Origin of the sequence: Ensifer sp. NM-2, from assembly GCF_003024455.1 — a bacterium.
In the GTDB taxonomy this organism is placed as follows: domain Bacteria; phylum Pseudomonadota; class Alphaproteobacteria; order Rhizobiales; family Rhizobiaceae; genus Ensifer; species Ensifer canadensis.
Window position 1 is genome coordinate 1 of the sequence record NZ_PVZR01000015.1, and the last position, 24580, is coordinate 24580.

Sequence of the window (24580 nt, forward strand, 5' to 3'; positions counted from 1 at the left end):
TCGCCAGCGATGCGCAACTTCATGACCAGTACGAGCATCTGAAGATCAGAGGAACCAACAAGGCGCGTGTGGCGATCGCGCGCAAGCTTTTGACGATCGCCTTCCAGATCCTGCGTGACCAGCGCGCTTACGAGCCGCGCGGCACCAGCACCACGGAAGGCGCGTCGACGATATCCCGGCTGTCCTGATTGTCGTCTAGCGAGCCCGGCAGGACTGGGCTGCGCTCCTCAAGGAGAATGGGAAGCCGGGAGCCGAACGCCACTCTGTGACCGAAGCCAGCACGGCATCAGGGTCACGCATTGGAGACTGGTTCAAGAACCGAACGGCAGATGCCTGTCGCGCGGAAGGAAGAGATTTAGCCGATCGGCGAAAATGCCGATCAATAACCAACCGAACCCAAGGAAAAGCCGCCAATCGAAGGCGTTTCGCCCCTTGTGTTCTTTCATTGGAGACCTCAATGCTTGACCTGAAACGGATCGCCCGCAGCACTTTGCTGCCGCTTCTGTTGCTGCCGGCGCCATCCATCGCCGAAGATGGCGGCCCGCACGTTACCAGCTGCGAAGCGATCTTCCATATGGTTGCGGGCTGGCAGAAGCAACCGCCGGAGTGGCCCGATGTCGAGCTGACGGCCGAGGTCGTGTCGTTGGAGGTTCAGGATCCGATCGCCGTCACCACCCTTTGCCCACAAACCAGGACCCGCGTCGTTTGCCTGGAATACAACAACAGCGCCTTGAAGCCGGGAGACCGGGTCGATGTCAGCGGGCTGGTCTCCGGCACTTTCGAAGACGGCGTCGTGCTCGATCCCTGCGGCACCATCAAGGTCGAAGCTGACGAAAAAACCTGACGACAGAAACCCGAGATCAGCGGGCAGCCGTCGCCACACGCACGAGGGTCGCTGCCGCCTTGCCGGCACTCTCCATATAGCTCGCATCCCGGTGCAGGAGCACGACTGCAAAACTGCCGTCGAGCAGCAACAGCATCTGGCGCGCCAGCTCGCCTGCATCATCGATGCCCGCCACGGCAAACATCTGCGTCAGCCAGGCCTCGAACTTCTTCTTGTGGGCGGCACCGATGCGGATAGCGGGATGGCCGGGCATGTTCGCAAGCTCGGCCGACGTGCGCAGGAAGCCGCACCCCTTCCATTTCGAATGCCGCGCTGCCCGGGCGAGATTGACGAAGATCGCCTCGACCTTCGCGGCAAGATCGCCGTCTGCTGCATCGAACCATCTGCGGAAGAGCGCCAGGTTCGGCTGGTCGCGCCCTTCGAGATAGGCGGCGATCAGCTCGTCCTTGCTCCCGAAATGGTAATAGAGCGTGCGTTTCGTCACCCCGGCAGCTTCAGCCACCGCGTCGACGCTGACGGCGCGAATGCCCTCGGCATAGAAGAGTTTCGAGGCGGCATCGATGATGCCTTCCCGGGTGGTGCGCTCTGGTTTTGCCATATCGATGTATACCGACTAGTGAATATACTTTTGATCTTCCCTCACCTAGCCTTCTTTCGTCAATGCCTCGCTCGACGCGAGGAAGGGAGAACACCATGTCCGACACCGTATTGCTGCAGATTTCCGATGGCATCGCGCTTCTGACGCTGAACCGACCGGCCAAGCTCAATGCGCTGAACTACGAACTGATCGATTGGCTTTTGGGTCTGCTCGACATGATCGAGGTGAACGACACCGTCGGCGCGGTGATCATCACCGGTGCTGGCGAACGGGCCTTTTCCGCCGGCGGCGACATTCCCGAGTTTTCCGGGAGCGTTGCCAAGGGGGCGAACACCGCCGTGCGTGATTTCGTCCGCCGCGGCCAGCGCCTGACCGCAAGGCTGGAGGCATTTCCCAAGCCCATCATCGCCGCCGTCAACGGTCTCGCCTATGGCGGCGGCTGCGAAATCACCGAGGCCGTGCATCTTGCCGTTGCCAGCGATCGCGCCCGTTTCGCCAAGCCCGAGATCAGGCTGGGCATGCCGCCGACCTTTGGCGGCACCCAGCGCCTGCCCCGGCTTGCCGGCCGCAAACGCGCGCTGGAACTGCTTTTGACCGGCGACGACTTTTCGGCCGAACACGCGCTCGAACTGGGGCTGGTCAACAGCGTCGTTGCCCACGACGAGCTCATGCCTGCCGCCCGCGCGCTTGCCAGACGCATCCTGCGACATTCACCGCTTGTGGTCCAGACGATCATCACCGCCGTCACCCGCGGCCTCAACATGTCGATATCAGAGGGGCTTCTGGTGGAAAGCGAACAATTTGCCCGCATGGTGCCGACCGCGGACCTCACAGAGGCGTTGGTCGCCTGGAAGGATCGGCACAGAGATATTCAACCAATCGGTTGACAATAACCGCGAGATCGGCGATATTCAACGACATGGTTGAATATATGAACGATCGGCTTGACGCCGTATTCCATGCGCTGTCCGACCCGACGCGGCGGGCGATGCTGCAGGATCTGTCAGCGGGTGAGCGGCTGGTGGGCGAGTTGGCCGCACCCTTCTCGATCTCGCTTGCCGCCGCATCGAAACACATCAAGGTGCTCGAAGGCGCCGGTCTCGTGCGGCGCGAAGTGCGCGGCCGGGCGCATGTCTGCCGGCTCGACGCCGAGCCGATGCATGCCGGCATGGAATGGATGCGCCATTACGAAGCCTTCTGGCGTCAACGCATCGATGTGTTGGAGGCACTGCTTCTGGCCGAGGACGCCGCGAAGGCCGCAGACAGGCAGACCACGACGCCGCAGCAAACGGAGAAGAAGCGATGACACCGCAAGCCGGCATGGACGACGGCGGATATGCCCGGATCGTCGCGCCGGATGCGGCACGCATCGAGCGGTTGTTGCCCGGCCCGATCGAGCGCATCTGGGCCTACCTGACGGAGGAGGACAAGCGCCGCCAGTGGATGGCGTCGGGCACCATAGGTGCTATAGCCGAATCGACGGTCGAACATATCTTCCGCCATGAGGACCTCGGCACGGATTGCGGTGAGCCGCCAACCAAATATGCCGCCCTTGCCGGCGAAAGCCGTATCCATGGCCGCATCATCGCCTGCAAGCCGCCGTACCTGTTGGCCTATACCTGGGGCGAAGGCACGCCGACGCCGTCGCAGGTGCGCTTCGATCTGGAGGCCAAGGGCTCAGAAGTGCTGCTGGTGGTCACCCATTCGCGCATCGCGACACAGGAGATGATGGCAAGCGTGGCTGCCGGCTGGCACACCCATCTCGACATTCTCGCCGATGTGGTTTCCGACCGCACCTCGCATGGCTTCTGGAACAAGCATACTAGGCTCGAACAGGAATATGCGCGGCAGATCGCTGCGCGCTAGTACCCGTTAACACATCATACTTGCTGCACGGTTTTCTCCCTTGGATCGATATCGATCCAGGGGCCCATGCCGCACGCCCATTCACCCCAACAGGATCAAGGGAGGCTACAATGTTGCTTCAGGATAAGAGTGCGATTGTTTATGGCGGCAGCGGCGCCATCGGCGGTGCTGCGGCGCGTGCCTTTGCCCGCGAAGGCGCGAGTGTCTTTCTCGTTGGACGAACGGCCGAAACCCTGGATCGTACGGCCAAGGCAATACGGGCGGCGGGTGGAAAGGCGGAGTTCGACGTCCTCGACGTGATGGATCAAGCCGCCGTCGAGCGGCATGCGCAATCGGTTGTCGACCGAACCGGCAGGATCGACGTGGTCCTGACCGCTGTCGGCTTTGCCCACATTCAGGGCCCGCCGCTTTCTGAGCTGACGCTGGAACAGTTCGAGCACCCGATTGCAGCCTATACCCGCGCCAACTTCATCACCGCCAAGGCGGCAGCAGCGCAGATGGAAAGAAACGGCAGCGGTGTCATCCTGACGCTTTCGACGCCCGGCTCGCGCATGTCCGGCTCGGGTTTCCTCGGCTACGGCACCACCTGCGGCGCCATCGAGACCTTCTCGCGCATTCTCGCCGGCGAACTCGGCAGCCATGGCATCCGCGTCATCTGCCTGCGGCCGGATGCCATTCCCGAGGCACTGCCAGCTTCGCATGCGCGCGCCGTCTTTCAAGGGTTTGCCGACCGGTTCGATACCACTGTGGAGGAGATGCTCGACGGTCGGGCAAAGTCCGGCACATTGCTCGGCCGTTTCCCGAGGCTCGACGAGGTCGCCGACTATGCCGCCTTCGTCGCCTCGGACCGGGCGGGCGCCATGACCGGCGCGATCGCCAACCTCACCTGCGGCTCGCTGGTTGATTGAAATGAACGACCGGCGGACCTTCACAGGGTCGCGTCGGTCGTTCTCTTCAGCTGCGCGCAAAACCCAGAATGAACAGCGCCAGAGCGCCGATCGAGGAAATCGTGCGCACATGGTTCCACCAGACCCAGTCGGTCAGGTAGTGCTGCTGCCAGATTTCGGTGGCAGCCTGCCCAGACGTGGCAGCCGCCAGCGCATCGTTCATCGGCACGTTGAAGATAATGGTGACGATCAGCACGCCGGCGACGTAGGCGATGCCGCCGGCCGCCAGCAGCAGGCTGCCGTTACCGCCCCAGATGAAGGCCGCGACGACCAGCGCGAGCCCCAGAAGCGCCGTGCCCATGAAGGTACTGAGGAACAGCGGATTCTGGATCACCACGTTGATGGCGTTCATCGCCGCGATCCCCTGCTCCGCCGGCAGCCGCGACAAAGCCTGCATGATGCAGACCGAGAAGATGAAGAACAGCCCGGCCATCAGGCCGGAGCCGATTGCGGCGGCAAACGCCAGAGCGGGGATCAGCGGGATCATGCGGCGATACTCCAGACACCAGTTGCAGCGGTCTCCCGGGCATAGTCGGCGAAGTCGCGCGGTTTGCGCCCAAGCACGCGCTCGACATCGGACGTCACTTGCGAATTGCGCCCGTCGAGCACCGACGTGAAGAGATAGCGGATGAGTTCGACATAGTCATCAGGCAATCCGTCGGCCCGCAACTGCACCGTGAAGTCGGCAACCGGCACGGACTGATAGCCGATCCGGCGGTTGGCAGCCGTCGCGATCTCGGCCACGGCCTGGGCAAAGGTCATCAGCCGCGGGCCTGTCAGCTCATAGACCTTGCCGACATGCCCCTCGTCCAGAAGGGCTGCAACTGCCACGTCGGCGATGTCGTCGGTGCTGATGAAGGGTTCGGTGATCTCATCCGGCGGCAGGAACACCGATCCGCTGCGAACGGAATCGGTCAAAAAATCCTCGCTGAAATTCTCGAAGAACCAGCTTGCCCGGATGATCGTCCAGTCGGCGCCGGAGGCCTGCAGTTCGCGCTCGGCCGCTTCCGCCTCGTCCTCGCCGCGCCCCGACAGAAGCACCAGCCGCTTGATGCCCGAGCGAACGGCAAGCCTCGAGAATTTGCGGATGGTTTCGACGGCGCCCGGCACCGCCAGATCCGGCTGGTAGCTGATATAGATGCGCTCGACATTTTCAAGCACGGGCGCCCAGGTCGCCTCATCCGTCCAGTCGAAGGAAGGCGATGCCGAACGGGCGCCGATGCGCACCGCGATACCCCGCTCCTCAAGGCGGGCCGCCACCCGCCGCCCCGTCTTGCCCGTACCGCCCAGAACCAGTGTGAGTTTGTCAGTCATCGCTTCCTCCTGAGGTTGATTGCAAAACATGAGCATCTCTCACATTTGCAAATGTGATAAATCCTCGTATTTTAGGAGTCAAGTCAAAATGTGAGCATTACTCATGATTCCCGATGCAAGCCCTTCCACAATCCCCGCTGACGACGAGCCGGCGCTGCGCCGCACGCCCAGCCAGAAGCGCAGCCGCGAGCGCGTCGAGCACATCCTTTCCTGCGCCACGGCGATCATCCAGGAGAAGGGCAGCGACGCCATGCGCATGAGCGAAGTCGCTGAAAAGGCTGGAATCTCGATCGGCTCCCTCTACCAGTACTTCCCCGACAAGGCGGCGATCGTGCGCACGCTGGCCGAGCGCTACAATGCGGTCTGCAATGAATGCATCGGGGCCGAGCTTGCCAAGGTGACGTCGATCTCGGAACTGCGTGACGCCTTCTCCATGCTGTTCGACATCTATTACGATATGTTCCTGGCCGAGCCTGTGATGCGCGACATCTGGTCAGCGATGCAGGCCGACAAGGCGCTGCGCGAGATCGACCTTTTGCAAAGCCGTGCCGGCGGCCAGCTTCTGGCCGACGTCTGGGCTCGGTTTGCGCCCGACACGCCGCGCGAAACGATCGACAGCGCCGCCTTTTTGATCATGCATCTCGGCGATTGCACGATGCGGCTTGCGGTCTCCGTCACCAGAGCAGAGGGCGACCAGATCGTCGAAGCCTATAAACGCATGATCCTTCGTGATTTTGTCGCGGATGGACCGGGCGGCGGCGCAAGTCTAATTGACATCTCCGGGGTGCGATCCTAATCATCGTGGATCGATTGGTTCCCGCAACGCGAACGCGTTTCGGGAGTAAACGGGAACGTGACGGATGGACCCATGCTGGGCATTCAAATCACGGCCGACCCCGCGACTGTAGAGCGACGTGAATGCGCCGTTCCGGAGCGATCCGGAAGAAGCCACTGGAGACAAGACCGCGAGAGGGCGGCCCTTGCTCTGGGAAGGCGAGGCAAATCCAGGGTGATCTCACCCGACGTCCTGAGCCAGGAAACCTGCCAGTCGATGCGGGCATAGGGCCCAAACCGGGAAAGATCCCGACGCCATCACGGAGGTTGTCATGGCTACATCTACAGTTTCGAGCATTCCGCTCTCCCTCAGCGATCGTCTGACCGCAGGTATCATCGCGCTCCTCATCGGCGGCTTCCTCGTCTTCGGCGCAGGCCTGGCGAACTCGGCCGTGCTGCACGATACCGCGCACGACACCCGCCACTCCTATGGCTTCCCCTGCCACTAAGCGATGTTCCGGGACGCGACTTGCGTTCCGCATCGACATAGCTGCGGACAAAAACGCTTCCGGCAGACAGCCGGACGCGTTTGCTCGCGTCTGATGCAGATTGAAGATCTGCCGGACGGAGCCGTTCGCATATTTGCCAGTGGGACACGGCGCTGCCTGCCAGATGCATGGCGCGCCGATATCGAGGGATATCGAAAATGATTGTCAGAACGCTTCTGGCCGCGATCGTGGCTGGATTGATTGCCGGTGTCTTCATGACCGGCGCCCAGGAACTGCGCGTCGTACCGCTGATCCTGCACGCGGAAGAATTCGAAGGCGAGGCACCGGCCGCCGGCGAACAACCAGCCGTTCAGCCGGGAACGGCCGATCCGGCCGCAGCAAACCACGACCAGCATTCGTCGCTGAAGGCGGTTTCGCCGATTGGCGCTTTGCTTGACGCCCTGTCGCCGATCACGCCTGCCTACGCCCATGAGGGCGAACACGAGGAAGGCGGCATCATGTTCGGCATGAGCCGCTTTTCCGGCACGCTGATCGCCAATCTGGTGACCGGCTCCGGCTTCGCGCTGCTGCTCGCCGGCGTCAGCCTCGTCATCGGCTACCCGATCACGCTCAGGAACGGCGCGCTCTGGGGCGCCTGCGGCTGGCTTGCCGTGCACATGCTGCCGGCAATCGGTCTGCCGCCGGAACTGCCGGGCTTCCCGGCCGCGGAACTCGGCGACCGCCAGGTCTGGTGGGGTGCAACCGTGCTGTTGTCTGCCGCCGGTCTCTATCTGCTGGTCTTGCGGCAAGAGATCGCCGCCAAGATCATCGGCCTCGTGCTGATCGCGGCACCGCATGTCTATGGCGCGCCGCAACCGTCGGACATCTCCAGCAATGTGCCGGCCGTGCTCGGCGCTGAATTCGCCGTGGCAGCCCTTGCCACCACGCTCGCGTTCTGGATTGTTCTCGGCGTCGTGTCGGGCTTCATCAACGATCGTTTCGCCAAGGCGTAACAGACCGGCCAGATTTCGCCATCAACCCGGAGCCCCTGATATCGCCGATATCAGGGGCTTTGTCGTCGAGATGTCTCAGCGCGCCTGCAATGCCAGCAGATGCGCCTGCAACCGCGCGCGGCGGTCGTCCGGCGCCAGCATCACGCAACTGTCGCAGAAGCTGCCACCTTCCGTTCGATAATAGAGACAGCAGCCGCCGCGCAGGCGATAGGTGCGCGACAGCGCATGATTGCCGCCGATCTCGATCACGATGTCCTCGTAACGGAGCTTGTCGGAAAATAGCGACGTACCCGCGCGCTTGACGATCGCCAGCGCCCTCGCCATCGCGGTCTCCTCGTCGCCGAGGACGCGGCCGATCTCCAGGAACCCACCGGCAAGCGAATCCGCCGCAAGCCGCCATTGCGCGCCCGAGGACAGGCCGGTGCGACGCTTCAACATGACGACGATCGGCGCCAGATGCGCAGCGAAGGTTTCGCCGAAGACGTCCGCAGTCGCCGGGGCATGATCCCCGGCTGCGGGCAAGGCAAGGCTGAAATGAAACCGCTTGGCCGCGACAAGCCGTTCGCCATAGGCCCGCGAAAATTCTTCGAAGCGAAGGCCGCGAACGGCTGCCACGATGCCCCCACCGAGATAGAGGCCGCCAAGCGCGAGCGTGAGCTGGTTGCTGTAAAAGGCAATCAGATGGGCGGCGCGGATCTTGTCGTCCATGCCCTCGGCAAAGCGATCCTGATAGGCAAGGCTGTCTTCAAGCCCGACGCCCTCCTCCACCCAGAACCGCGCCTCGGGAAGAAATACGTCGCCGGCGGCCCCGAGCGAAAAGCCCACTTCGGGGAAAGACGACTGCAGGTGCGCGAGAACGCCAAGGGCGCTCTGGCGCAACGCCGCGTCCGCCTCGTCCTCCGCCGGGCGCTCGTCCTGCCGCTCGTGGCCCAAGCTCATGCCGTCTCCCTGGTCTCAAGCCAGCCGCCGCGAAAATCCGCCCGCTGCAATCCGCGCCGTATGGCCGGAATGCTGCGCGTCAGCTCCCAGACGAAACCGTTTCTGGCATTCTCGATCATCATCACGACAAGCCCCTGGTCAAGCCCGACCACGCGGTCGTCGACCCAACCCTCCGGGCCCACACCGGGCAGGCTCGGATTGAACCCGCCGGGAAACCGGCTCTCGCACAGAATGTCCGGGTAACAGTTCTCGAGCTCGGCGAGTGCCGACTGCGACGCATCGGCAGCGAAAGGCAGACAGGCAACCGGTGCCCAAGGTGCCAGCGTGCCATCGTCAGGACCACCGGGCGCGCCGCGCGCCGCATAGCCGAGCATCCGCTGCCAACGCCCATCGACAAGCCGCTGCCGCCCCGCCGGTCCACCGCAGGCGCTGAGGCCCCACATATCCCCGCCGTAACCGGCGAAATCGCCGGGATTGCGCTCGGCATGGGCTCGCTGCAGCGCGATCGCCCGGCAGGTATTGTCGAAATAATCAGTCGCCTCGTCACGCATCGGCGCATCGCCAATGCCGCGAAGGTCCAACCAGGCTTGCGGAAAGAGATGGACGAACAAAGGCGCGGCCTGCAGATGCGGCGCACCGTCGACCGTGGTCCACGCATAGGCGGCCGTGAATTCGCGGTAGTGCTCCGGGCCGATTGCATGGTGCGGCGCGCCGAGCGCGAGCACGTAGAGCAGCAGTGCCTCGCTGTAGCCCTGCCATCGATACTTAAGAAACCGCCCGGGCGGTCGCCAGCCCATCGTCAGTATCTCGCCACGGCCGAGCGCCCAGCGCCAATCCACCCGGGCATAGAGCTTATCCGCAAGCGCGCGGATTTCCCGCTCCCCCGCACTGTCGCCGGAGAAATAGGCGCCTGCGGTCAAAACGCCGGCAATCAGCAGCGCGGTATCGATGGTGGAAAGCTCGCACTGCCACACCCGCTCGCCGGTCTTCATGTGGAGAAAGTGATAGTAGAAGCCGCGATAACCGGTGGCGAGCGCATCGCTCCCCTGCCGGCTTTGCGCCAGAAACCGCAGGGTCATCAGCACCCGGCCGGCCGCTTCGCCGCGCCCGATCCAGCCGCGCTCGACGCCAACAGGGTAGCAGGAAAGCCCGAAACCGGTGGCAGCGATGCTTGAGGGCGCGTCGGGAAGCGACGTATCGGCGACAAGCCCGGTGCCGGCATCGCTATAGCGCAGGAAATAGTCGAAAGCGGCGGACTGCAGCCTATCGACCTGAAAACGCTCCGTATTCCGTGTCTGTTGAAGCATATCCTCAGCTCATGCAGGCCCGTCGGCACGGTATCGATCGGCAGTAAACCCTGTCGATATCACCTTTTATTGAAGGTCAGCCAACCCCAAACAGTCGCGATAAGCCAATCCTGTGCTACATTTCCTGAGATGACGCGGCTCGCAATGACGGGTTGAAGCGATGTTAACCATGCTGGCGTTGATCCTTTCCCTGACTGGTGGCCCGACCCAATCGACCGCCGCGCACACCGACGTCGATGTCGAACTGGTGCTGGCCGTCGACATGTCCGGCTCGATGGATCTGGACGAAGCCCGCGTCCAGCGCGCCGGCTACGTGCAGGCGCTGCGCCATTCCGACTTCCTCAATGCGGTAACGAGCGGTCGCTATGGCCGGATCGCCCTTGGCTATTTCGAATGGGCCGGCACCGTCAACGAATCCTCCGTCGTTGCCTGGCAGGTGATCTCCAACGCCGCCGAAGCGGACGCCTTTGCCGCGCTGATCGAGGCCCGCCCCGTCGGCACCCGCCGCGGCACCTCGATCTCCAACGCGCTCACTTACGGCACAGCGCTGATCGACTCCAACGCCTTTGCCGGCATGCGCCGCATCATCGACGTGTCTGGCGACGGACCCAACAATATCGGCCCACCGGTCATTCCCGCCCGCGACATCGCCATTGCCCGCGGCATCATCATCAATGGCCTGGCGATCCTGATTAGACCGTCCGTCTCGACCGGGCCGCTCGACCAGTATTATGCCGAGTGCGTCGTCGGCGGCCCGGGCTCCTTCGTGCTGCCGGTGCATGAGCCGGAAGATTTCGCCATCGCCATCCGCCAGAAGCTGATCCTGGAGGTCAGCGGCCTGCCGCCACCGCCGCGTGTGCGCCTCGTCGATGCCTTGCCCGCGCCCGACTGCCTGATCGGCGAGAAGCTCCGGCCAGGCTTCATCGACCGCGTCTATCCCGAACTTGACAAGTAGTCGGCCCACATTGGCAACGACGCTTTGCCATGCCAGATTGTCGTTTCCTTACTGCATGTTTCCTTAAATCCTATTCGATTTAAGGATAAAAACAGGCAGCCATTCAAAGTGCTACAGCGACATTTGCGCGTCTAATAAGACGCGCGGCGCTGTAGGGCGCGCGCGTCGATAAGATGCCGCGTTCAATCGTGGATCGATTTCCTTCATGTCCCTGACCACCCATCCTGCGGCGGCCGACGCGTCCACCGACACCAGCACCCGACAGATTCGCGACAAGCTGCGCGATGCGATCGTCGAACGACGGCTTGCGCCCGGAACCAAGCTGTCCGAAAGCGATGTCGGCGATCTGTTCAACGTCAGCCGTACGCTGGTGCGCGCCGCGCTGCAGTCGCTCGCCTATGAGGGGCTGGTCACTGTCGAGAAGAACCGCGGCGCCTTCGTCGCCCATCCCTCGCCGGATGAAGCCCGCCAGATTTTTGCGACCCGCCGACTGATCGAGCCGGGCCTCGTGCGCGCCGCCGCGCCGCGCATTGGCGCGGCTGATATCGATGAGCTGCGCCGCCTGCTTGCCGCCGAACATCAACTGACCGCACAGCGCGGCCGGTCGGCGCGCCGCGCCGAGATCAAGGCCTCGGGTGATTTCCACCTGGCGCTCGCCGATCTCAGCGGCAATGTCATTCTCAGGCGCTTCATGGATGAGCTGGTGGCGCGCTCCTCGCTCGTCATCGCGCTTTATGGACAATCGAGCGTCTCGACCTGTGGCCACGACGAGCATGGCGACATCCTGACTGCGATCGAAACCGGCGACATCGACACCGCCTGTGCGCTGATGATCCGCCATATCGATCACATCGAGGCCGATCTCGACCTCAGGGAGCGCAAGCCGACCGACCTCAGGGCCGCGCTCGATCTCTGATCGCTGACAGCCAAAACGCTTGAACGGTTTCAGGGAGACGGCCTGCACCCGGCCGCAGGCCCCTCGCCGCTCCCCACGCCTCCATCATTCGAAAAAATCTTTCGCAAAAATTGTCACGGCGAAAGCGTGCCGGCTCTCGTCCGAAAGCCTTGTCTTCCAGGGCTTCCGACGGCCCCCCATCTGGCCGAACACATCGGGTCGGCATCGTCATGGTTAAAAAAGTGCAGCCGCGGAGGGAACCATTGGCGCTCCCCGGCGTTGGCCTCGCGCTCAAAAGACTATGAACGAGGAATGCAAGATGAGCGAAAAAACCTTCGCAACGCCGATCCACCTGAAACTGTCGTCCAAGCGGCAGACCGTCGTCAGGACGGTCTGGGAGGCGCTCGAACTGCTGCGGCAATGGCCGGGCAGACGTGGACGGGAATATCGTGCCGCCCTTCAGCGCTGCCTGGATGCGCTTGACGGGCTGACCAGCGTCAACAGGGCAAGCCAATGCTTCACCGCGGCCGCCCGTGAATCGGGCCTTCTGCTTGCCTGAGAAAAACTCCAGTTTTCCGACATTCACGCACCGGCTGAACGGCCGGTGCGTCCACCGCTCTTAAACCGCATGCCGTTTTCGCAAAACCGCTGCACACTTTTGCGCGACATGCATCAGCCGCTATTGCGTCGGCCGGCCGACGATTTCGACCTTGTCGGAAACAAGTGCTGCCAGCGCGGCCTTGTCCAGCCGCCAGTCCGGCGAGCCATAGCCAAGCGGCCACTTGTAAGGCTCCCTGTCGTTGAAGAACACCACGGCCGTCAACAGCGGGAAACGCGCGCGATAAGTCCTGCGATCGAAGATTTCTGCGTACCAGGCGCGCTTGTAATCCGCTGAACCGGCAACCCCAAGCTCGGCAATCATCACAGGCTTTCCAAAGCCTTCGACGCGGCGGTATTTTTCGCCAAGCGTCTCGCCGAAGCTGCGCTCCCGCCCCCAATAGTCCACATCCATCTTCTGCAGACCCCACACGGGAATGCCGATGGCATCGACGACATCGTCGCCGGGATAGTAGCCGGCAAGGTTGCGATGGCCCTTGGGCGACCAGACGAAGCGAGCGTCAGGCGCCAGCTCCCGGCAGCTTCTAACGAAATAGCGAAACGCCTTCTTATAGCCGTCCATGTCGCGCCGCGCCCAGGGATAGCGGCCGTCAGGGTCCTCCATCTCGTGGCCCCAGCGCATGTAGACCGGCGCTGCAACCGCGCCGGCACGCCGGCAGATATCGCCGATCTCGCGGTCGAAACGACCGCGGCCGATATCGGCAAACAGCCGCTCGCCGCCCGCCCGCCAGTTGCTCGCATGGGTATAGGGCTCGACGGAGATCATCAGCGCCCGCCCTTGGCCCTCGGCAATGGCGATCTTGCGCTTCAGCATCGCCTTGTCGAGCGCCTGCCAATAGATGAAGACATGCTCGATCGTGAGCGCAGCGCTGCCCGTGACCGCGTCATGCGGATCGTAGACGCCGATCGCGACCTCGCCGCCGGGCGTGCCGGCAGACCGCGCCGCCGAGCTGATCGAGCCCGTCGTCAGCACGCGATCGACCGTGCCGCCGAGATCGGCAGCCGCAACCCGCGAGGCACCCGCCACCGGCAGAAGCGCCATGAGGCCGGCCAAAAACACCGATCTGAACATCGCAATCGACAAGAGCTGTCTCCGGCAGGAGGACTTTGAGCATTTCCAGGAAAAGCCCGGGAAGGTTCCGCCCGGAGTTGCCTGGAACACAAGGAGCTTGAGTATTTCCGTTCGTGCATCCAACGCGGAAACGGTCTAACGGCACTCGGAATGAAACGGGGTGCTGTGGCGCTCCGCCCTATGGGAATGGCTTTACAGCGAGCTTCTGAGGAAGCAGCGCGACGTATGGCCGAAACCGCTCGGCGAGCAGATATAGGGCGCGCGGCCGAGATAGGCGGAAACGCGCCGTCTTGCCGGCAGCGGCTCCACGATATCGTCCTCTTCCGCAACCTTGATCAGCTTGCCCTGCTTCGCGCCCGCGCTCGGTGCGCTTACGGCTGCCTTGGAGCCGGCAGACGCAAACAGCGGGCTTTCAGCCATACTCGCCGACGAACAGCCGGATGAGACAAGCAGAAGACCGAGAAGCGAGGCAGGTACGAGATACTTGAAACCCGAAACGGTGGTGCGGCGTGCGCCGCCCAAGGCGGTTAGGCTTCGCATAAGCATCCTTTCGAAGAAGCGGCCAGCGCCGCTTGGCAACTTCCCTACAGCGCCGCGCGTCTTGTTAGACGCGCAAAGGTCGCTGCAGCACTTTGAATGGCTGCATGTTTTGATCCTTAAATCGAATAGGATTTAAGGAAACATGCAGTAGCGGGAATCACCCAAGAAGTTCAACCCCCACTTCTTATTATTGACAGCTAAAATTAAGAGTTTCTTTCTTAGCGATGTCTTTTCACACGTACGGACGACCGAAATCGGCGCGGCAGGCACGGGCCTTCGCCTCGCCAGCCGCCGCCCAGCCAAGGCGCGATACGTGGCCGCAACAAAGAAACGCTGTGAGATCATCAGGCCGGGCCGCCAACCCACGCGCACCGATTTCGACCGCACACCGACGTCGACCATGCGCCAGTTGCGCGCCTGTCTTCCTTCCCTTCGCAGCGCCTGCCGCACCAGCCGCCATCGCCGCCATGCGCGCCGATCACCTGTCAAGCCGCAACAGCCGTTCGTCCGCGGGACGCTCGGCGCAAAACCGGGCCCGACCAAAGTCCCCCTCATTTCTGGCTGCCGGCTGTTTACACAGTGTTGACCTCTGTGACGCACCTTGGCTTCCAGGCGCAACATGTTTGAGCGTATGCGCCCACTCCAAAACTGCCCGCTCCGGCGGGCATTTTTTTGACCGCTCGGCGGTTATCTCACAGATGAGAAGTATCTAACCGTAGAGCAGCCAGGAGCGCGGTTCTCCAGCGCGACTGCTGTTGAGCCATTTTTAGGTCGCGGAAAGAACCCTGGTGGGCGCGAGGTCCCGGGCCGGCGCGAGCCTTTCATGAGAGACGTCCTTATCAGGCTCGCTTTGTCGGCCATTGCAATTTTTAGGCGTTTCACGTCTGCCTTGCATATAGCTTCAGCAATCAAGCGCGTGTTGTTAGCATTTTACAGGATTTCCGCTCACATCCTACGCGTTGCACGAGGATAGAGACCTCACGCCCGCTTTACGCTTCATCGAACGCAATGATTTAACAGGCTTGAGACGCAGATCTCGCAAACATTCGCCGGTAGGTTACAATGGTGGGCCCGGAGGGACTCGAACCCCCAACCAAGCGGTTATGAGCCGCCGGCTCTAACCATTGAGCTACAGGCCCACGCCGGATCAAAGATCCGGGACTCAGCGAACCAATGGCAGTTCGTGATCGGCAATGGCTCTAGCCGAAAACCTTTTTGACGACAAGTCATTGCCGCAATGCCCACACAATCGCTAAGCATGAAAGCAGCAGGGACAGAAACAACCGGAGAGACACGAACCATGACTTCCACACGCACTGCCCGCACGCTTTCCATTGCTGCCTTGGCCGCCGCCTTTGCGGGTATTGCCGCTGCCGGCGCGCACGCGCAAGATCCCGCCAAAAAGCGCGAAGCGATCATCACCGTGGCCGGCGAAGGCCGCTCATCGATCGCGCCTGACATGGCCATCCTGCAGCTGAGCGTCGTCAAGGACGCCAAGACCGCCCGCGAGGCGCTCGACGCCAACAACAAGACGATGGCCGAGGTTCTGGCTGCGCTGAAGGACGGCGGCATTGCCGAGCGCGACCTGCAGACGAGCGGCTTTTCGGTCAACCCGCAATACAACTACCCGCCCAACAATGACGGCGGCAACCGCCCGCCGGAGCTGATCGGCTACCAGGTGGCCAACGGCGTCAGCGTGCGCGTGCGCGACCTCGCCAAGCTCGGTGACATCGTCGACAAATCGGTGACATTGGGCGTCAACCAGGGCGGCGGCATCCAGTTCACCAACGACAAGCCGGAAGGCACCATCACCGAAGCGCGCAAGGCAGCCGTTGCCGACGCCATCGAGAAGGCCAAGGTTCTGGCCGAAGCTGCCGGCGTCTCGCTCGGCAACATCGTCGAGATCACCGAACAGGGCTTCCGCCCGGAGCCGGTGCCGATGATGCGCGCCGGCATGGCCAAGGAATACGCAGCCGACTCCGTGCCGATGGCAACGGGCGAAAACAGCTACAACGTGACCGTCAACGTCACCTTCGCGATCAAGCAGTAAGACCGACCGCTGAGGCCCGTCCCGCGGAAAGTGCGGGCGGGTTTTGCGGGCCTGCAGTTGGCTCGGTACGACGCTTCGCTTAGGCGGGCATCAGTCGCATAGCAAAGCCCCGTGCGGTTACAACCGCGCGGGGCTTTTTCTGTCCGGCTTGAGATTGAAGCATGTCGCGAAAGTGTGCCGCAGGCTTGCGATAACGACATGGGTAAAACAAGAGAACCCGGCCGCTGAGGATTATCGACCCCGTCTGGAGGCCAGAAGCACCGACCCCCTCCGGGTGGACCCTCTGTCGGCTAACCAGCGTCGCGGCCGATGCCAAGGCATCGCTCTGCGGTATGCTGCTCACCGGATGGAGCGCATACGGTCCCACGCACGACAGCGCCGCGCGTCGTATCAGACGCGCAAAGTCGCTGTAGCACTTGGAATTGCTGCGCGCTTTGATTGGCAGAGCCACGCTTTGCCCGGCCACTGAGGCAGCCCTCCCGCCAAACAACGCAAAGTGGGTCGCGGCTTCGCAACAGCGCCAGGTGGACCAGAGACTTGTGGCGTGCGGCCCAGCCCTGCTCTTCTGCGATGTGTCTCAGACAAAGAAAAACCCCTCACGCCTGGGGCGTGAGGGGGCGCATTTCCGCCGGCCGGGGGAGACAGGACGGAAAAGGCTTGGATTACCAGCGGCCGATAAAGGGGCAGCCGCGAACGTTGGCGAACGCGATCGTCTGGCGATAGCCGCGGCGGCTGCCTTCGACGACGACGCGGCGGTGCGAGACATCGGCGACATGGGCGCGGCGCAGGCCATGGTCACGGGCCTTGTCGACGGCCATCCAGGGGGCGCAACGGCTACGGCGGCCACCGCCATCCCAGCCACGGTCCGGACCGCGGCGCTCGCGACCCCAGTCGCGCTCGTCACCATAACCACCGTCGTAGTCGCGATACTGGACCTGGACGCCACCGCCCGAGCCGAAGCCGAATTCGACGGTTTCTGCGGAAGCGGTGGAAGCGGCGCCCACGAGGCCGGTCAAACCGATGACGACGGCGGCGGCTGCGTTGATGAGGGTATTCTTCATGGTCTTTCTCCGAGGGCTTGAAGGGTTCAATCTGCAATCACCGTCCCAAGCGATTGATCGGACAATAGCGGCGCCAAACTGAACGCTAGCGGAACTGCACATTCATGCGGGGTTCAGATTGCGGGCACCTGACGAAAACCGGCGGGAGACAAAGATTCGTTCGACTTTTAAGCGAGCCGCAACGGCGCGGTGCTGCCGCACCAGAACCGGATTTTCGCTAGAAATAGCAGTTGATTAATGGAATCCCCGGCACGCAGGATTGCGATACCGCGCGCGACGGGCGGCATAAAAAGATCGCCACGATTTCCTTGAGGCGGCCGTGATGCGTCGCTGCCGATCAGCCGGCAAGTTCGGCTTCGAAAGCCCGCATGTTGCGATAATGGCTGAGCCGGGTGATCGACTGGTCCTCGATCTCGAATACGAAGACGGTGGGGATCGAATAGGTTTGGCCGGATGCGGCGGGAAAGCCCTCCAGCGTCTCACGATAGGTGCCGCGCGCCGTCACATCGGCGGCAATCCGCTGGCCGAAATTGTCGCGCATCAGCACGATGTCGCCATAGGTTTCGTCGAAATGCCGGAGATAGGTCATGATGCTTGCCCGCAGCGGCTCGACGCCGACGGTGCGCTGGCCGGTCAGCGAATCAAGCGCCACGTCCTCGTCGACAAGCCGCGCCAAGGCGTGGAAATCGCGGTCGTTGAGCGCCTCGATGAAGCGGCTGGCAATGGTCTGCGCGTCGGTCATATCTACCTCGATGCTGATTGCGTATGGCCATGCCTTTCGGACGGCAGACGAGGAAACGACGATCGAACGAACGCGCCGGCAAATTTCGTTCGCACCCCGTTCCCTAACCAATATGGAGGGGTGACAGTCCCCTTCAAGACGTTGCCGCGGTCAATCGGCAGATGTCATGGCCCCAGATGCAGCACGATCTCGCGGCGGTGCGGCCGGTCGCGGTGTTCGAAGAGATAGAGCCCCTGCCAGGTGCCGAGCGCCATGCGGCCCGCATTGACGGGCACGCCGATCGACACCTGCGTCAGCGCCGCCTTGATGTGAGCGGGCATATCGTCTGGCCCCTCCTGCGTGTGCACCACCCAGCGCATCGACGGATCGGAGGATGGCGGCACCAGCCGGGCGAAGAACTCGCGGAGGTCCCGCTTCACGTCGGGATCGGCGTTTTCCTGGATCAACAGCGAGCAGGAGGTGTGGCGGACGAACAGGGTCAAAAGCCCCTCGCCCGCGCCGTTGGCGCTGACGAAGTCTGCCGCCTCGTCGGTGAACTCGTAGAGCCCCTGGCCGCGGGTGGAAATGACGATCGTGGTCTGCGGCATCGGCGTTGGTTCTCCTCGGCTGGCGGCGGCAAGCGCGCCGCCACCTGAACGGGTTTGGCAAAAGCCGCTGCCAAGTCAAGCCCACTGCAGGTCTCCTTAAATCCTATTCGATTTAAGGATAAAACATGCAGCAATTCAAAGGGCTACAGCGACCTTTGCGCGTTTAATAAGACGCGCGGCGCTGTAGGCCTCCCGCCAAGTCTATTTCTCGAGAAAAGCCTCGAATCCGCCATAGATCATGCGCTTGCCATCGAACACATCCTTCCAGGCATCGCCTTGCAGCCGCGGATCCGCCATCACCTTGGCAACGATCGCGTCACGGTCGGCGCGCGACTTGTAGACGATCCAGGAAAAGACCACGGTCTCGTCGTCCTTGGCCTGCACGGCGCGGGGAAAGGACGTCACCTCGCCATAGGGCACGTCGTCGCCGAGGCATTCGGCATAGGAGAGTGCGCCATGCTCCATCCACACATCGCCCGCCTGCCGCGCCATGTCCTTGTAGGCCTCGATATTGCCCTTGGGCACGGCAACGATGAAACCATCCACGTAACTCATGTCGATATCCTCCTCGGTTGCTTCGACCAACAAAGGACGAACGGGATGGAAAGGTTCCGACAAAACCAGCGATTTTTTCAGATGATGAATGCTTGGGTGCCCTCGCCGCCTTTGCCGGCCGGCCTGTTGCGGCCACTCAAGGCTTTGAGAAAAAATCCGGGTCGCCTGTCGGCACATCCGCTTTTCGTTCGTCCTTGGGAAGACCACCGCCCAAGGGAGCAACAGTCATGCAGAAGATCACGCCCTTTCTCTGGTTCGACAACCAGCTCGAAGACGCCATCCAGTTCTATACCTCCATCTTCCGCAATTCCCGCGTCACCGACGTCAAGAAAGGGCCTGACGGTAAGGCGTTCACCGCCTCGTTCGAGCTTGAGGGACAGGCGTTCATGGGGCTCAACGGCGGGCCGCATTTCAAGTTTTCCGAAGCCGTCTCGTTCTTCGTGCGCTGTGCCGATCAGGCGGAGGTCGACTATTATTGGGAGCGCCTGCTCGACGGCGGCACGCCGCAGCACTGCGGCTGGCTGAAGGACCGCTTCGGCCTTGCCTGGCAGATCATACCGGATGCGCTGATGCAGCACCTGAGCGATCCTGATCCGGCCCGCGCCGGCCGCGCCCAGCAGGCGATGATGGGCATGGTCAAGATCGACGTCGCCGGGCTTGAAAAGGCCGCCGCCGGCTGAGCCCTATGCCAGCTGCTGATATGACATCAGCTTCCGCAACCGTTGAGTTGGCGGCTATAGAGCGAGGCCATGCCAGAGGCGCGTTTGGCGCCGGTCTTGGCCGTGTCGCTCCAGTTGCCGCGGGCATAACCGGCATGCCCGTGATAATAGGCGATGTAGAGCCGATAGGCGTCGTTGAGCGCGATGCCGTTCTTCTGGCTGCTTTCGCGGTGATACCAGGCAATGAAGCGGATGGCGTCGCCGAAATCCGAACGCCGCGCCGTCCAGCGGCCGGTTTCGCTCTGGTAGCGCGCCCAGGTGCCGTCGAGCGCCTGCGAATAGCCATAGGCCGATGAAACGCGCGTCCAGGGAATGAAGCCGAAGAGTTTTGTGCGCGGCGGCTTGGCATTATGGCGGAAGCCGGATTCCGTATAGATCGTCGCCATCAGCACCGGAACGGGCACGCCATATTCGCGCTCCGCCTGATAGGCGGCGCGGCGCCAATTGTTGAAAAGGCCATCTCGCTGCTCGAAAACCGCGCACGCGTTCCGGGTGTCTCTCGGCACCGTTGCGCAACCGGCCAGCAACAGGAGGACGACGACAAAAACGCAACGCATCTTCGAACCTCTCGTTTCCGAGAGATTGATAAAACGTAAACGTTAAGGATCGGTTTTGAATCGAATACGATTGATTGCGGGGCTACCGCATACGTCCTGAAGTCGGATCCGATTTAAGGATAAATTATGCAGCAGGTTCAAAGTGCTACGGCGTCCTTTGCGCGTCCGCAGGTTTCCGAAGATCATGCGAGCGCGCGTCGACGGCGGCAGGCGCGAAACGAGGAGAGCGAAGACATGCGGTTTCCTGCTTTGATGTTTGCAACCCTTGTCGGACTGGTGGGCCTTGCACCCGCCGCATGGGCCGACGATTGCGCCAATGCCAGCGACCAGGCGACGATGAACGAATGCGCTGATAAATCCCTCAAGGCCTCCGACACCGAACTCAACACCCTCTACAAGCAGATCGAGGCGCGCCTGAAGGACGACCAGGACACCACCAAGCTGCTCATTGCCGCACAAAAGGCATGGATCGCCTTCCGTGATGCCGAATGCGATTTTTCCGCCGCCGGGGTTACGGGCGGCACCGCCTATCCGATGATCGTCCTTCTGTGCCGCGATAACCTGACCCAGAACCGCGTCAAGGATTTCAAGGGCTATCTCAGCTGTCAGGAAGGCGACCTCAGCTGCCCGCTGCCGCCGGTAAACTGACGGGCTGATGGGCAGGCTAGCCAAAACGCTTGTGATGACCGCAGCGATCATCGGGCTGTTGTGGACCGGCGCGCAAGCCGCCGACCGGACGGCGCTCTATGTCAGCGATGCGATCGTCACAGGCACCGGCGAGCAGAACCGGCAGATCGGCTTTCGCGAATGCCTGAGCGAGGTTCTCGTCAAGGTCTCCGGCGATTTCACGCTCACGGGGAGCACGGCACTTGCCGCCCTGCAGGTGCAAGCCGCAGAGTTCGTCGCCTCGTTCTCCTACCGCGACCGGCTGGAAGGCGTCCCGATTCATGACGAGCAGGGAACGCATGACCGCCCGCATGACCTTACCTGCCGTTTCGATCCCACCACCATCGATCCGCTCCTGGCAAAGCTCGGGCGCAAGCCGTGGCTGTCGCCGCGGCCGACAATCGCCGTGCTGCTTGCCGTTCACGATCAGAGGCGCCGCTTCGTGCTGACGCGCGACGGCAGCGAGAGCCCGTATATGGCGGATTCGCTTGCCGTCGCGGCAGTACCGCTGGCGCTCTCGGTGCGGCTGCCCGATGCTGCAACGCTTACAAGCAAAGACCTTGATTTCGTCCATCTATCGCGCCAGCGGCCGGCCGAGCTCAAACAGCTCGCAACGGATATCGGCGCGGAAGTGCCCCTCGCCGGCACCCTCGTATGGTCCGATGCCGCCCGCGGCTGGATCGCCGACTGGCGCATCACCGAAAACGGCAGGGAGTATCGCTGGCAGATCCGCGGCGTCAGCTTCGACGAGGCCTTTCGGGATGCCATGCGCGGCGCCGCGCGCATACTCTCCGGCAACGGCGCGCCGTAGATAAGCATCGTATTGCCGATTGTTGCGCTCAGCGCCTGCTGATCTCAGCCCAGGGACGCGACCAACTCGCGATAGGCGGCTTCCGGGAAGGCCTTGAGCGTCCGCGTGCGCACATTGCCACCCATGCCGAGCGTCATGGCAAAGCGCGCCGCCACCGCATCGTCAGGCGCCTCGCAGATAGCCACCATGTCGTACTCGCCCATGGTCAGAAAGAAATGTTTGAAGGAGCCGCCCATGTCGGCGAGCATCTTCTTGGCCGCGTCGAGCCGCTTGGGAGACTCGCGCACGTTCTTAACGCCCTGCTCTGTCCAGTTGAGGAGCACGACATAAGTGGTCATTTCACACCTCCATGAGGGCACGCTTCACGCCCACGGTGCGACTGCCCGTGCTTCAAGCCGGGTGCCCCAATTGCTCCGAAAGGGGAAGTATAGTCCTGTGCGAAGACACCTACAAGAAAGCATCGGAACAACAAAAAAGCCGGGCTGAGCGCCCGGCTTCTTGATGGTTCGACCTTCGACCGCTTAGCTGTCGAGGAACGAGCGCAGCTTGCGCGAGCGGCTCGGATGCTTGAGCTTGCGCAGCGCCTTCGCCTCGATCTGACGGATACGTTCGCGGGTAACCGAGAACTGCTGGCCGACTTCTTCGAGCGTATGGTCGGTGTTCATGCCGATGCCGAAGCGCATGCGCAGGACGCGCTCTTCGCGCGGCGTCAGCGAGGCAAGAACGCGGGTCGTCGTTTCGCGCAGGTTCGCCTGGATGGCGGCATCGATCGGCAGCAGCGCATTCTTGTCCTCGATGAAATCGCCGAGATGCGAATCCTCTTCGTCGCCCACCGGGGTTTCGAGCGAGATCGGCTCCTTGGCGATCTTCAGGACCTTGCGGACCTTTTCGAGCGGCATGGCGAGCTTCTCGGCCAATTCTTCCGGCGTCGGTTCGCGACCGATTTCATGCAGCATCTGGCGCGACGTGCGAACGATCTTGTTGATCGTTTCGATCATGTGCACCGGAATGCGGATCGTGCGGGCCTGGTCGGCGATCGAACGGGTGATCGCCTGACGGATCCACCAGGTCGCATAGGTCGAGAACTTGTAACCGCGACGGTATTCGAACTTGTCGACCGCCTTCATCAGGCCGATGTTGCCTTCCTGAATGAGATCGAGGAACTGCAGGCCGCGGTTGGTGTACTTCTTGGCGATGGAGATGACGAGGCGCAGGTTCGCTTCGACCATTTCCTTCTTGGCGATGCGCGCTTCGCGCTCGCCCTTCTGCACCATCGAGACGATGCGGCGGAATTCGGCGATCGAGATGCCGGTTTCGGTCGCAAGGTTCTGGATCTCCTGGCGGATGTCGCGGATCGTCTGGTTTTCGCTCTTGGCGAATTCCTTCCAGCCCTTGCCGGCCAGGTTGCTGATCGACTTCATCCAGTTCGGGTCGAGTTCGGCGCCGGAATACTGCTCGAGGAACGAGTCACGCTTGACGCCGTAGGATTCGGCCAGGCGCAACAGGCGGCCTTCGTTCTGCATCAGGCGCTTGGAGATGTCGTAGAGCTGCTCGACGAGGCTGTCGACGCGGTTCTGGTTGAGCGACAGCGACTTGACCGCCTTGATCAGCTCGTCCTTGAGCTCCTTGTAGCGGCGCTCCTGGGCAGGCGACAGCGTGCCAGTGGCAGCCAGGCGGGCTTCCACCTGCTGGTCCTGCAGCTTGCGCAGCTTCTTGTAGGTCTCGGCGATGATGTCGAGGGTTTCCATGACCTGCGGGCGCAGTTCCGCTTCCATGGCGGCGAGCGAGAGGTTCGACTCGTCGTCGTCTTCCTCTTCCTCCTCGCTCGGCATGACATCGCCGCCGACATTGGTGATGTCGTCGTCGTTGGCGGCGCGAACCTTGCGGGTCTTTTCCTTTTCCTCGGCAGCCTTGCGGTCAGCCTCGATCTTTTCCGGGCTCTGGAACTGCGGAGCAGCCTTTGCCTCGGGACCGGAATAGGTGGTTTCGAGATCGATGATCTCGCGCAGCAGCGTCTGGCCTTCGTTGAGTTCGTCGCGCCAGATGATCAGCGCCTGGAACGTCAACGGGCTCTCACAGAGACCAGCGATCATCGTCTCGCGGCCAGCCTCGATGCGCTTGGCAATCGCGATTTCGCCCTCGCGCGACAGAAGCTCTACCGAACCCATTTCGCGCAGATACATGCGCACCGGGTCATCGGTTCTGTCGGTCGGCTCTTTCTTCTTCGTCGCCGCAAGCGCCGTGCCGCCGGAAGGGGCCAGTTCGCCGCCTTCGCCGTCGTTGTCGTCGTCGCTGCTTTCGTCGTCGCTGCTGCCGCCGGCGGCTTCCTCAGCTTCCTCGTCTTCGATGACGTTGATGCCCATGTCGGAGAGCATCGCCATCGTGTCTTCGATCTGCTCGGAGGTGACTTCTTCGGACGGCAGGACGGAGTTCAATTCGTCCATCGTCACATAGCCGCGCTTCTTGGCGGCCTTGATCATCTTCTTGACAGCGTCATCGGAAAGATCGAGAAGCGGGCCGTCCGGAGCGCCTTCGCGTTCAACGTCAGCTTCTTCGTTTTCTTTGACTTTGGTTGCCATTTAGTTCGTCGCTTTCCTTGTCGCAACCGGCGTGAGCCCGGTGCAAATGCCGCTCGAAGGTCCGGGTGCGCCGCGCACCCGCC

Annotated in this window: 29 protein-coding genes, 1 tRNA gene, 1 pseudogene and 1 riboswitch; of the genes and pseudogenes, 16 read left to right on the forward strand and 15 right to left on the reverse strand. The window is 62.4% G+C overall.

Annotated elements, in window-relative coordinates; translation table 11 throughout:
• Positions 1-188: pseudogene (locus C6558_RS25180) on the forward strand (IS110 family transposase); the annotation flags it as partial.
• Positions 189-457: 269 nt separating this feature from the next.
• A complete protein-coding gene (locus C6558_RS25190) occupies positions 458-844 on the forward strand; it encodes a hypothetical protein (protein WP_025427854.1) in 387 nt (128 codons plus the stop codon).
• Positions 845-860: 16 nt separating this feature from the next.
• Here the strand turns inward: C6558_RS25190 and C6558_RS25195 are convergent, their stop codons facing one another.
• Positions 861-1442, reverse strand: a complete 582-nt coding sequence (locus tag C6558_RS25195; protein WP_038576295.1) for a TetR/AcrR family transcriptional regulator — start codon at positions 1440-1442, stop codon at positions 861-863.
• A gap of 95 nt (positions 1443-1537) precedes the next feature.
• Here C6558_RS25195 and C6558_RS25200 point away from each other — a divergent pair, with 95 nt between their 5' ends.
• The 4 genes from C6558_RS25200 (at position 1538) to C6558_RS25215 (ending at position 4216) form a co-directional block, all read left to right on the forward strand.
• Positions 1538-2329 carry a crotonase/enoyl-CoA hydratase family protein gene (locus C6558_RS25200; RefSeq protein WP_025427855.1) on the forward strand — a complete coding sequence of 264 codons (792 nt, stop codon included), beginning with the start codon at positions 1538-1540 and terminating at the stop codon, positions 2327-2329.
• A 44-nt stretch (positions 2330-2373) separates the two neighbouring features.
• Positions 2374-2748, forward strand: a complete 375-nt coding sequence (locus C6558_RS25205; protein ID WP_225906551.1) for a helix-turn-helix transcriptional regulator — start codon at positions 2374-2376, stop codon at positions 2746-2748.
• Positions 2745-3308, forward strand: coding sequence for an SRPBCC family protein (locus C6558_RS25210; protein WP_057210270.1), 564 nt, complete (start codon positions 2745-2747; stop codon positions 3306-3308). Before C6558_RS25205 ends, C6558_RS25210 begins: the two co-directional genes overlap by 4 nt.
• Positions 3309-3418: 110 nt before the next feature.
• Positions 3419-4216: an SDR family NAD(P)-dependent oxidoreductase gene (locus C6558_RS25215; RefSeq protein WP_025427858.1), complete on the forward strand. Its 798-nt coding sequence runs from the start codon at positions 3419-3421 to the stop codon at positions 4214-4216.
• 46 nt (positions 4217-4262) lie between these two features.
• On the opposite strand, the gene C6558_RS25220 is transcribed toward C6558_RS25215, so the two are convergent.
• Both C6558_RS25220 and C6558_RS25225 read right to left on the reverse strand, forming a co-directional pair.
• Positions 4263-4742 carry a DUF1772 domain-containing protein gene (locus C6558_RS25220; RefSeq protein ID WP_025427859.1) on the reverse strand — a complete coding sequence of 160 codons (480 nt, stop codon included), beginning with the start codon at positions 4740-4742 and terminating at the stop codon, positions 4263-4265.
• Positions 4739-5569: an NAD(P)H-binding protein gene (locus tag C6558_RS25225; protein WP_025427860.1), complete on the reverse strand. Its 831-nt coding sequence runs from the start codon at positions 5567-5569 to the stop codon at positions 4739-4741. The genes C6558_RS25220 and C6558_RS25225 overlap by 4 nt, the downstream gene beginning before the upstream one ends.
• 103 nt (positions 5570-5672) lie before the next feature.
• Between C6558_RS25225 and C6558_RS25230 the strand changes: the two genes are divergently transcribed.
• From C6558_RS25230 to C6558_RS25240, 3 genes are all read left to right on the forward strand, one after another.
• Positions 5673-6365, forward strand: coding sequence for a TetR/AcrR family transcriptional regulator (locus tag C6558_RS25230; RefSeq protein ID WP_025427861.1), 693 nt, complete (start codon positions 5673-5675; stop codon positions 6363-6365).
• A riboswitch (cobalamin riboswitch) is annotated at positions 6364-6633 on the forward strand. Its footprint overlaps the gene before it by 2 nt.
• Positions 6634-6675: 42 nt before the next feature.
• The gene (locus tag C6558_RS25235; protein WP_025427862.1) at positions 6676-6852 is read left to right on the forward strand and encodes a CbtB-domain containing protein; all 177 of its coding nucleotides are present in this window, start codon (positions 6676-6678) and stop codon (positions 6850-6852) included.
• A gap of 197 nt (positions 6853-7049) precedes the next feature.
• Positions 7050-7844: a CbtA family protein gene (locus tag C6558_RS25240; protein WP_025427863.1), complete on the forward strand. Its 795-nt coding sequence runs from the start codon at positions 7050-7052 to the stop codon at positions 7842-7844.
• A 75-nt stretch (positions 7845-7919) separates the two neighbouring features.
• On the opposite strand, the gene C6558_RS25245 is transcribed toward C6558_RS25240, so the two are convergent.
• The gene (locus C6558_RS25245; RefSeq protein ID WP_025427864.1) at positions 7920-8783 is read right to left on the reverse strand and encodes a (2Fe-2S)-binding protein; all 864 of its coding nucleotides are present in this window, start codon (positions 8781-8783) and stop codon (positions 7920-7922) included.
• Positions 8780-10090: a glucoamylase family protein gene (locus tag C6558_RS25250; RefSeq protein WP_025427865.1), complete on the reverse strand. Its 1311-nt coding sequence runs from the start codon at positions 10088-10090 to the stop codon at positions 8780-8782. Before C6558_RS25250 ends, C6558_RS25245 begins: the two co-directional genes overlap by 4 nt.
• A 160-nt stretch (positions 10091-10250) precedes the next feature.
• Here C6558_RS25250 and C6558_RS25255 point away from each other — a divergent pair, with 160 nt between their 5' ends.
• From C6558_RS25255 to C6558_RS25265, 3 genes are all read left to right on the forward strand, one after another.
• A complete protein-coding gene (locus tag C6558_RS25255; protein ID WP_025427866.1) occupies positions 10251-11045 on the forward strand; it encodes a DUF1194 domain-containing protein in 795 nt (264 codons plus the stop codon).
• Positions 11046-11250: 205 nt separating this feature from the next.
• Complete coding sequence (locus C6558_RS25260) at positions 11251-11961, forward strand: GntR family transcriptional regulator (RefSeq protein WP_025427867.1); 711 nt, start codon at positions 11251-11253, stop codon at positions 11959-11961.
• A 298-nt stretch (positions 11962-12259) separates the two neighbouring features.
• Positions 12260-12499: a DUF982 domain-containing protein gene (locus C6558_RS25265; protein ID WP_025427868.1), complete on the forward strand. Its 240-nt coding sequence runs from the start codon at positions 12260-12262 to the stop codon at positions 12497-12499.
• A gap of 120 nt (positions 12500-12619) precedes the next feature.
• On the opposite strand, the gene C6558_RS25270 is transcribed toward C6558_RS25265, so the two are convergent.
• The 3 genes from C6558_RS25270 to C6558_RS25285 form a co-directional block, all read right to left on the reverse strand.
• Positions 12620-13642, reverse strand: coding sequence for a glycoside hydrolase family 26 protein (locus C6558_RS25270; protein ID WP_051509175.1), 1023 nt, complete (start codon positions 13640-13642; stop codon positions 12620-12622).
• 180 nt (positions 13643-13822) lie between these two features.
• Positions 13823-14170, reverse strand: coding sequence for a hypothetical protein (locus tag C6558_RS25275; protein ID WP_038576297.1), 348 nt, complete (start codon positions 14168-14170; stop codon positions 13823-13825).
• 1063 nt (positions 14171-15233) lie between these two features.
• Positions 15234-15309 (reverse strand) — tRNA-Ile (locus C6558_RS25285).
• A 161-nt stretch (positions 15310-15470) separates the two neighbouring features.
• Between C6558_RS25285 and C6558_RS25290 the strand changes: the two genes are divergently transcribed.
• Positions 15471-16220 (forward strand): SIMPL domain-containing protein, encoded by a 750-nt coding sequence (locus C6558_RS25290; RefSeq protein ID WP_057210308.1) that lies wholly within the window; start codon positions 15471-15473, stop codon positions 16218-16220.
• Positions 16221-16882: 662 nt separating this feature from the next.
• Here C6558_RS25290 and C6558_RS25295 read toward each other — a convergent pair.
• From C6558_RS25295 to C6558_RS25315, 4 genes are all read right to left on the reverse strand, one after another.
• Positions 16883-17281 carry a hypothetical protein gene (locus C6558_RS25295; RefSeq protein WP_025427873.1) on the reverse strand — a complete coding sequence of 133 codons (399 nt, stop codon included), beginning with the start codon at positions 17279-17281 and terminating at the stop codon, positions 16883-16885.
• 337 nt (positions 17282-17618) lie between these two features.
• Complete coding sequence (locus C6558_RS25300; RefSeq protein WP_025427874.1) at positions 17619-18023, reverse strand: ketosteroid isomerase-related protein; 405 nt, start codon at positions 18021-18023, stop codon at positions 17619-17621.
• A 164-nt stretch (positions 18024-18187) separates the two neighbouring features.
• Complete coding sequence (locus C6558_RS25305) at positions 18188-18610, reverse strand: secondary thiamine-phosphate synthase enzyme YjbQ (protein ID WP_025427875.1); 423 nt, start codon at positions 18608-18610, stop codon at positions 18188-18190.
• Between the two features lie 201 nt (positions 18611-18811).
• Positions 18812-19165: a DUF1428 domain-containing protein gene (locus C6558_RS25315; protein WP_025427876.1), complete on the reverse strand. Its 354-nt coding sequence runs from the start codon at positions 19163-19165 to the stop codon at positions 18812-18814.
• Positions 19166-19392: 227 nt separating this feature from the next.
• Here C6558_RS25315 and C6558_RS25320 point away from each other — a divergent pair, with 227 nt between their 5' ends.
• Positions 19393-19845 (forward strand): VOC family protein, encoded by a 453-nt coding sequence (locus C6558_RS25320; protein WP_025427877.1) that lies wholly within the window; start codon positions 19393-19395, stop codon positions 19843-19845.
• A gap of 26 nt (positions 19846-19871) precedes the next feature.
• On the opposite strand, the gene C6558_RS25325 is transcribed toward C6558_RS25320, so the two are convergent.
• The gene (locus C6558_RS25325) at positions 19872-20441 is read right to left on the reverse strand and encodes a transglycosylase SLT domain-containing protein (RefSeq protein ID WP_025427878.1); all 570 of its coding nucleotides are present in this window, start codon (positions 20439-20441) and stop codon (positions 19872-19874) included.
• A 234-nt stretch (positions 20442-20675) separates the two neighbouring features.
• On the opposite strand from C6558_RS25325, the gene C6558_RS25330 reads away from it, so the two are divergent.
• Together C6558_RS25330 and C6558_RS25335 are read left to right on the forward strand one after the other, a co-directional pair.
• Positions 20676-21089: a lysozyme inhibitor LprI family protein gene (locus C6558_RS25330; protein WP_025427879.1), complete on the forward strand. Its 414-nt coding sequence runs from the start codon at positions 20676-20678 to the stop codon at positions 21087-21089.
• Positions 21090-21123: 34 nt separating this feature from the next.
• The gene (locus tag C6558_RS25335) at positions 21124-21918 is read left to right on the forward strand and encodes a DUF2066 domain-containing protein (protein WP_158268959.1); all 795 of its coding nucleotides are present in this window, start codon (positions 21124-21126) and stop codon (positions 21916-21918) included.
• Between the two features lie 44 nt (positions 21919-21962).
• Here C6558_RS25335 and C6558_RS25340 read toward each other — a convergent pair whose 3' ends face one another.
• Together C6558_RS25340 and rpoD are read right to left on the reverse strand one after the other, a co-directional pair.
• Positions 21963-22256, reverse strand: a complete 294-nt coding sequence (locus tag C6558_RS25340) for a GYD domain-containing protein (RefSeq protein WP_025427881.1) — start codon at positions 22254-22256, stop codon at positions 21963-21965.
• A gap of 183 nt (positions 22257-22439) precedes the next feature.
• A complete protein-coding gene (rpoD, locus tag C6558_RS25345) occupies positions 22440-24497 on the reverse strand; it encodes an RNA polymerase sigma factor RpoD (RefSeq protein ID WP_025427882.1) in 2058 nt (685 codons plus the stop codon).
• Between the last annotated feature and the right edge of the window lie 83 nt (positions 24498-24580).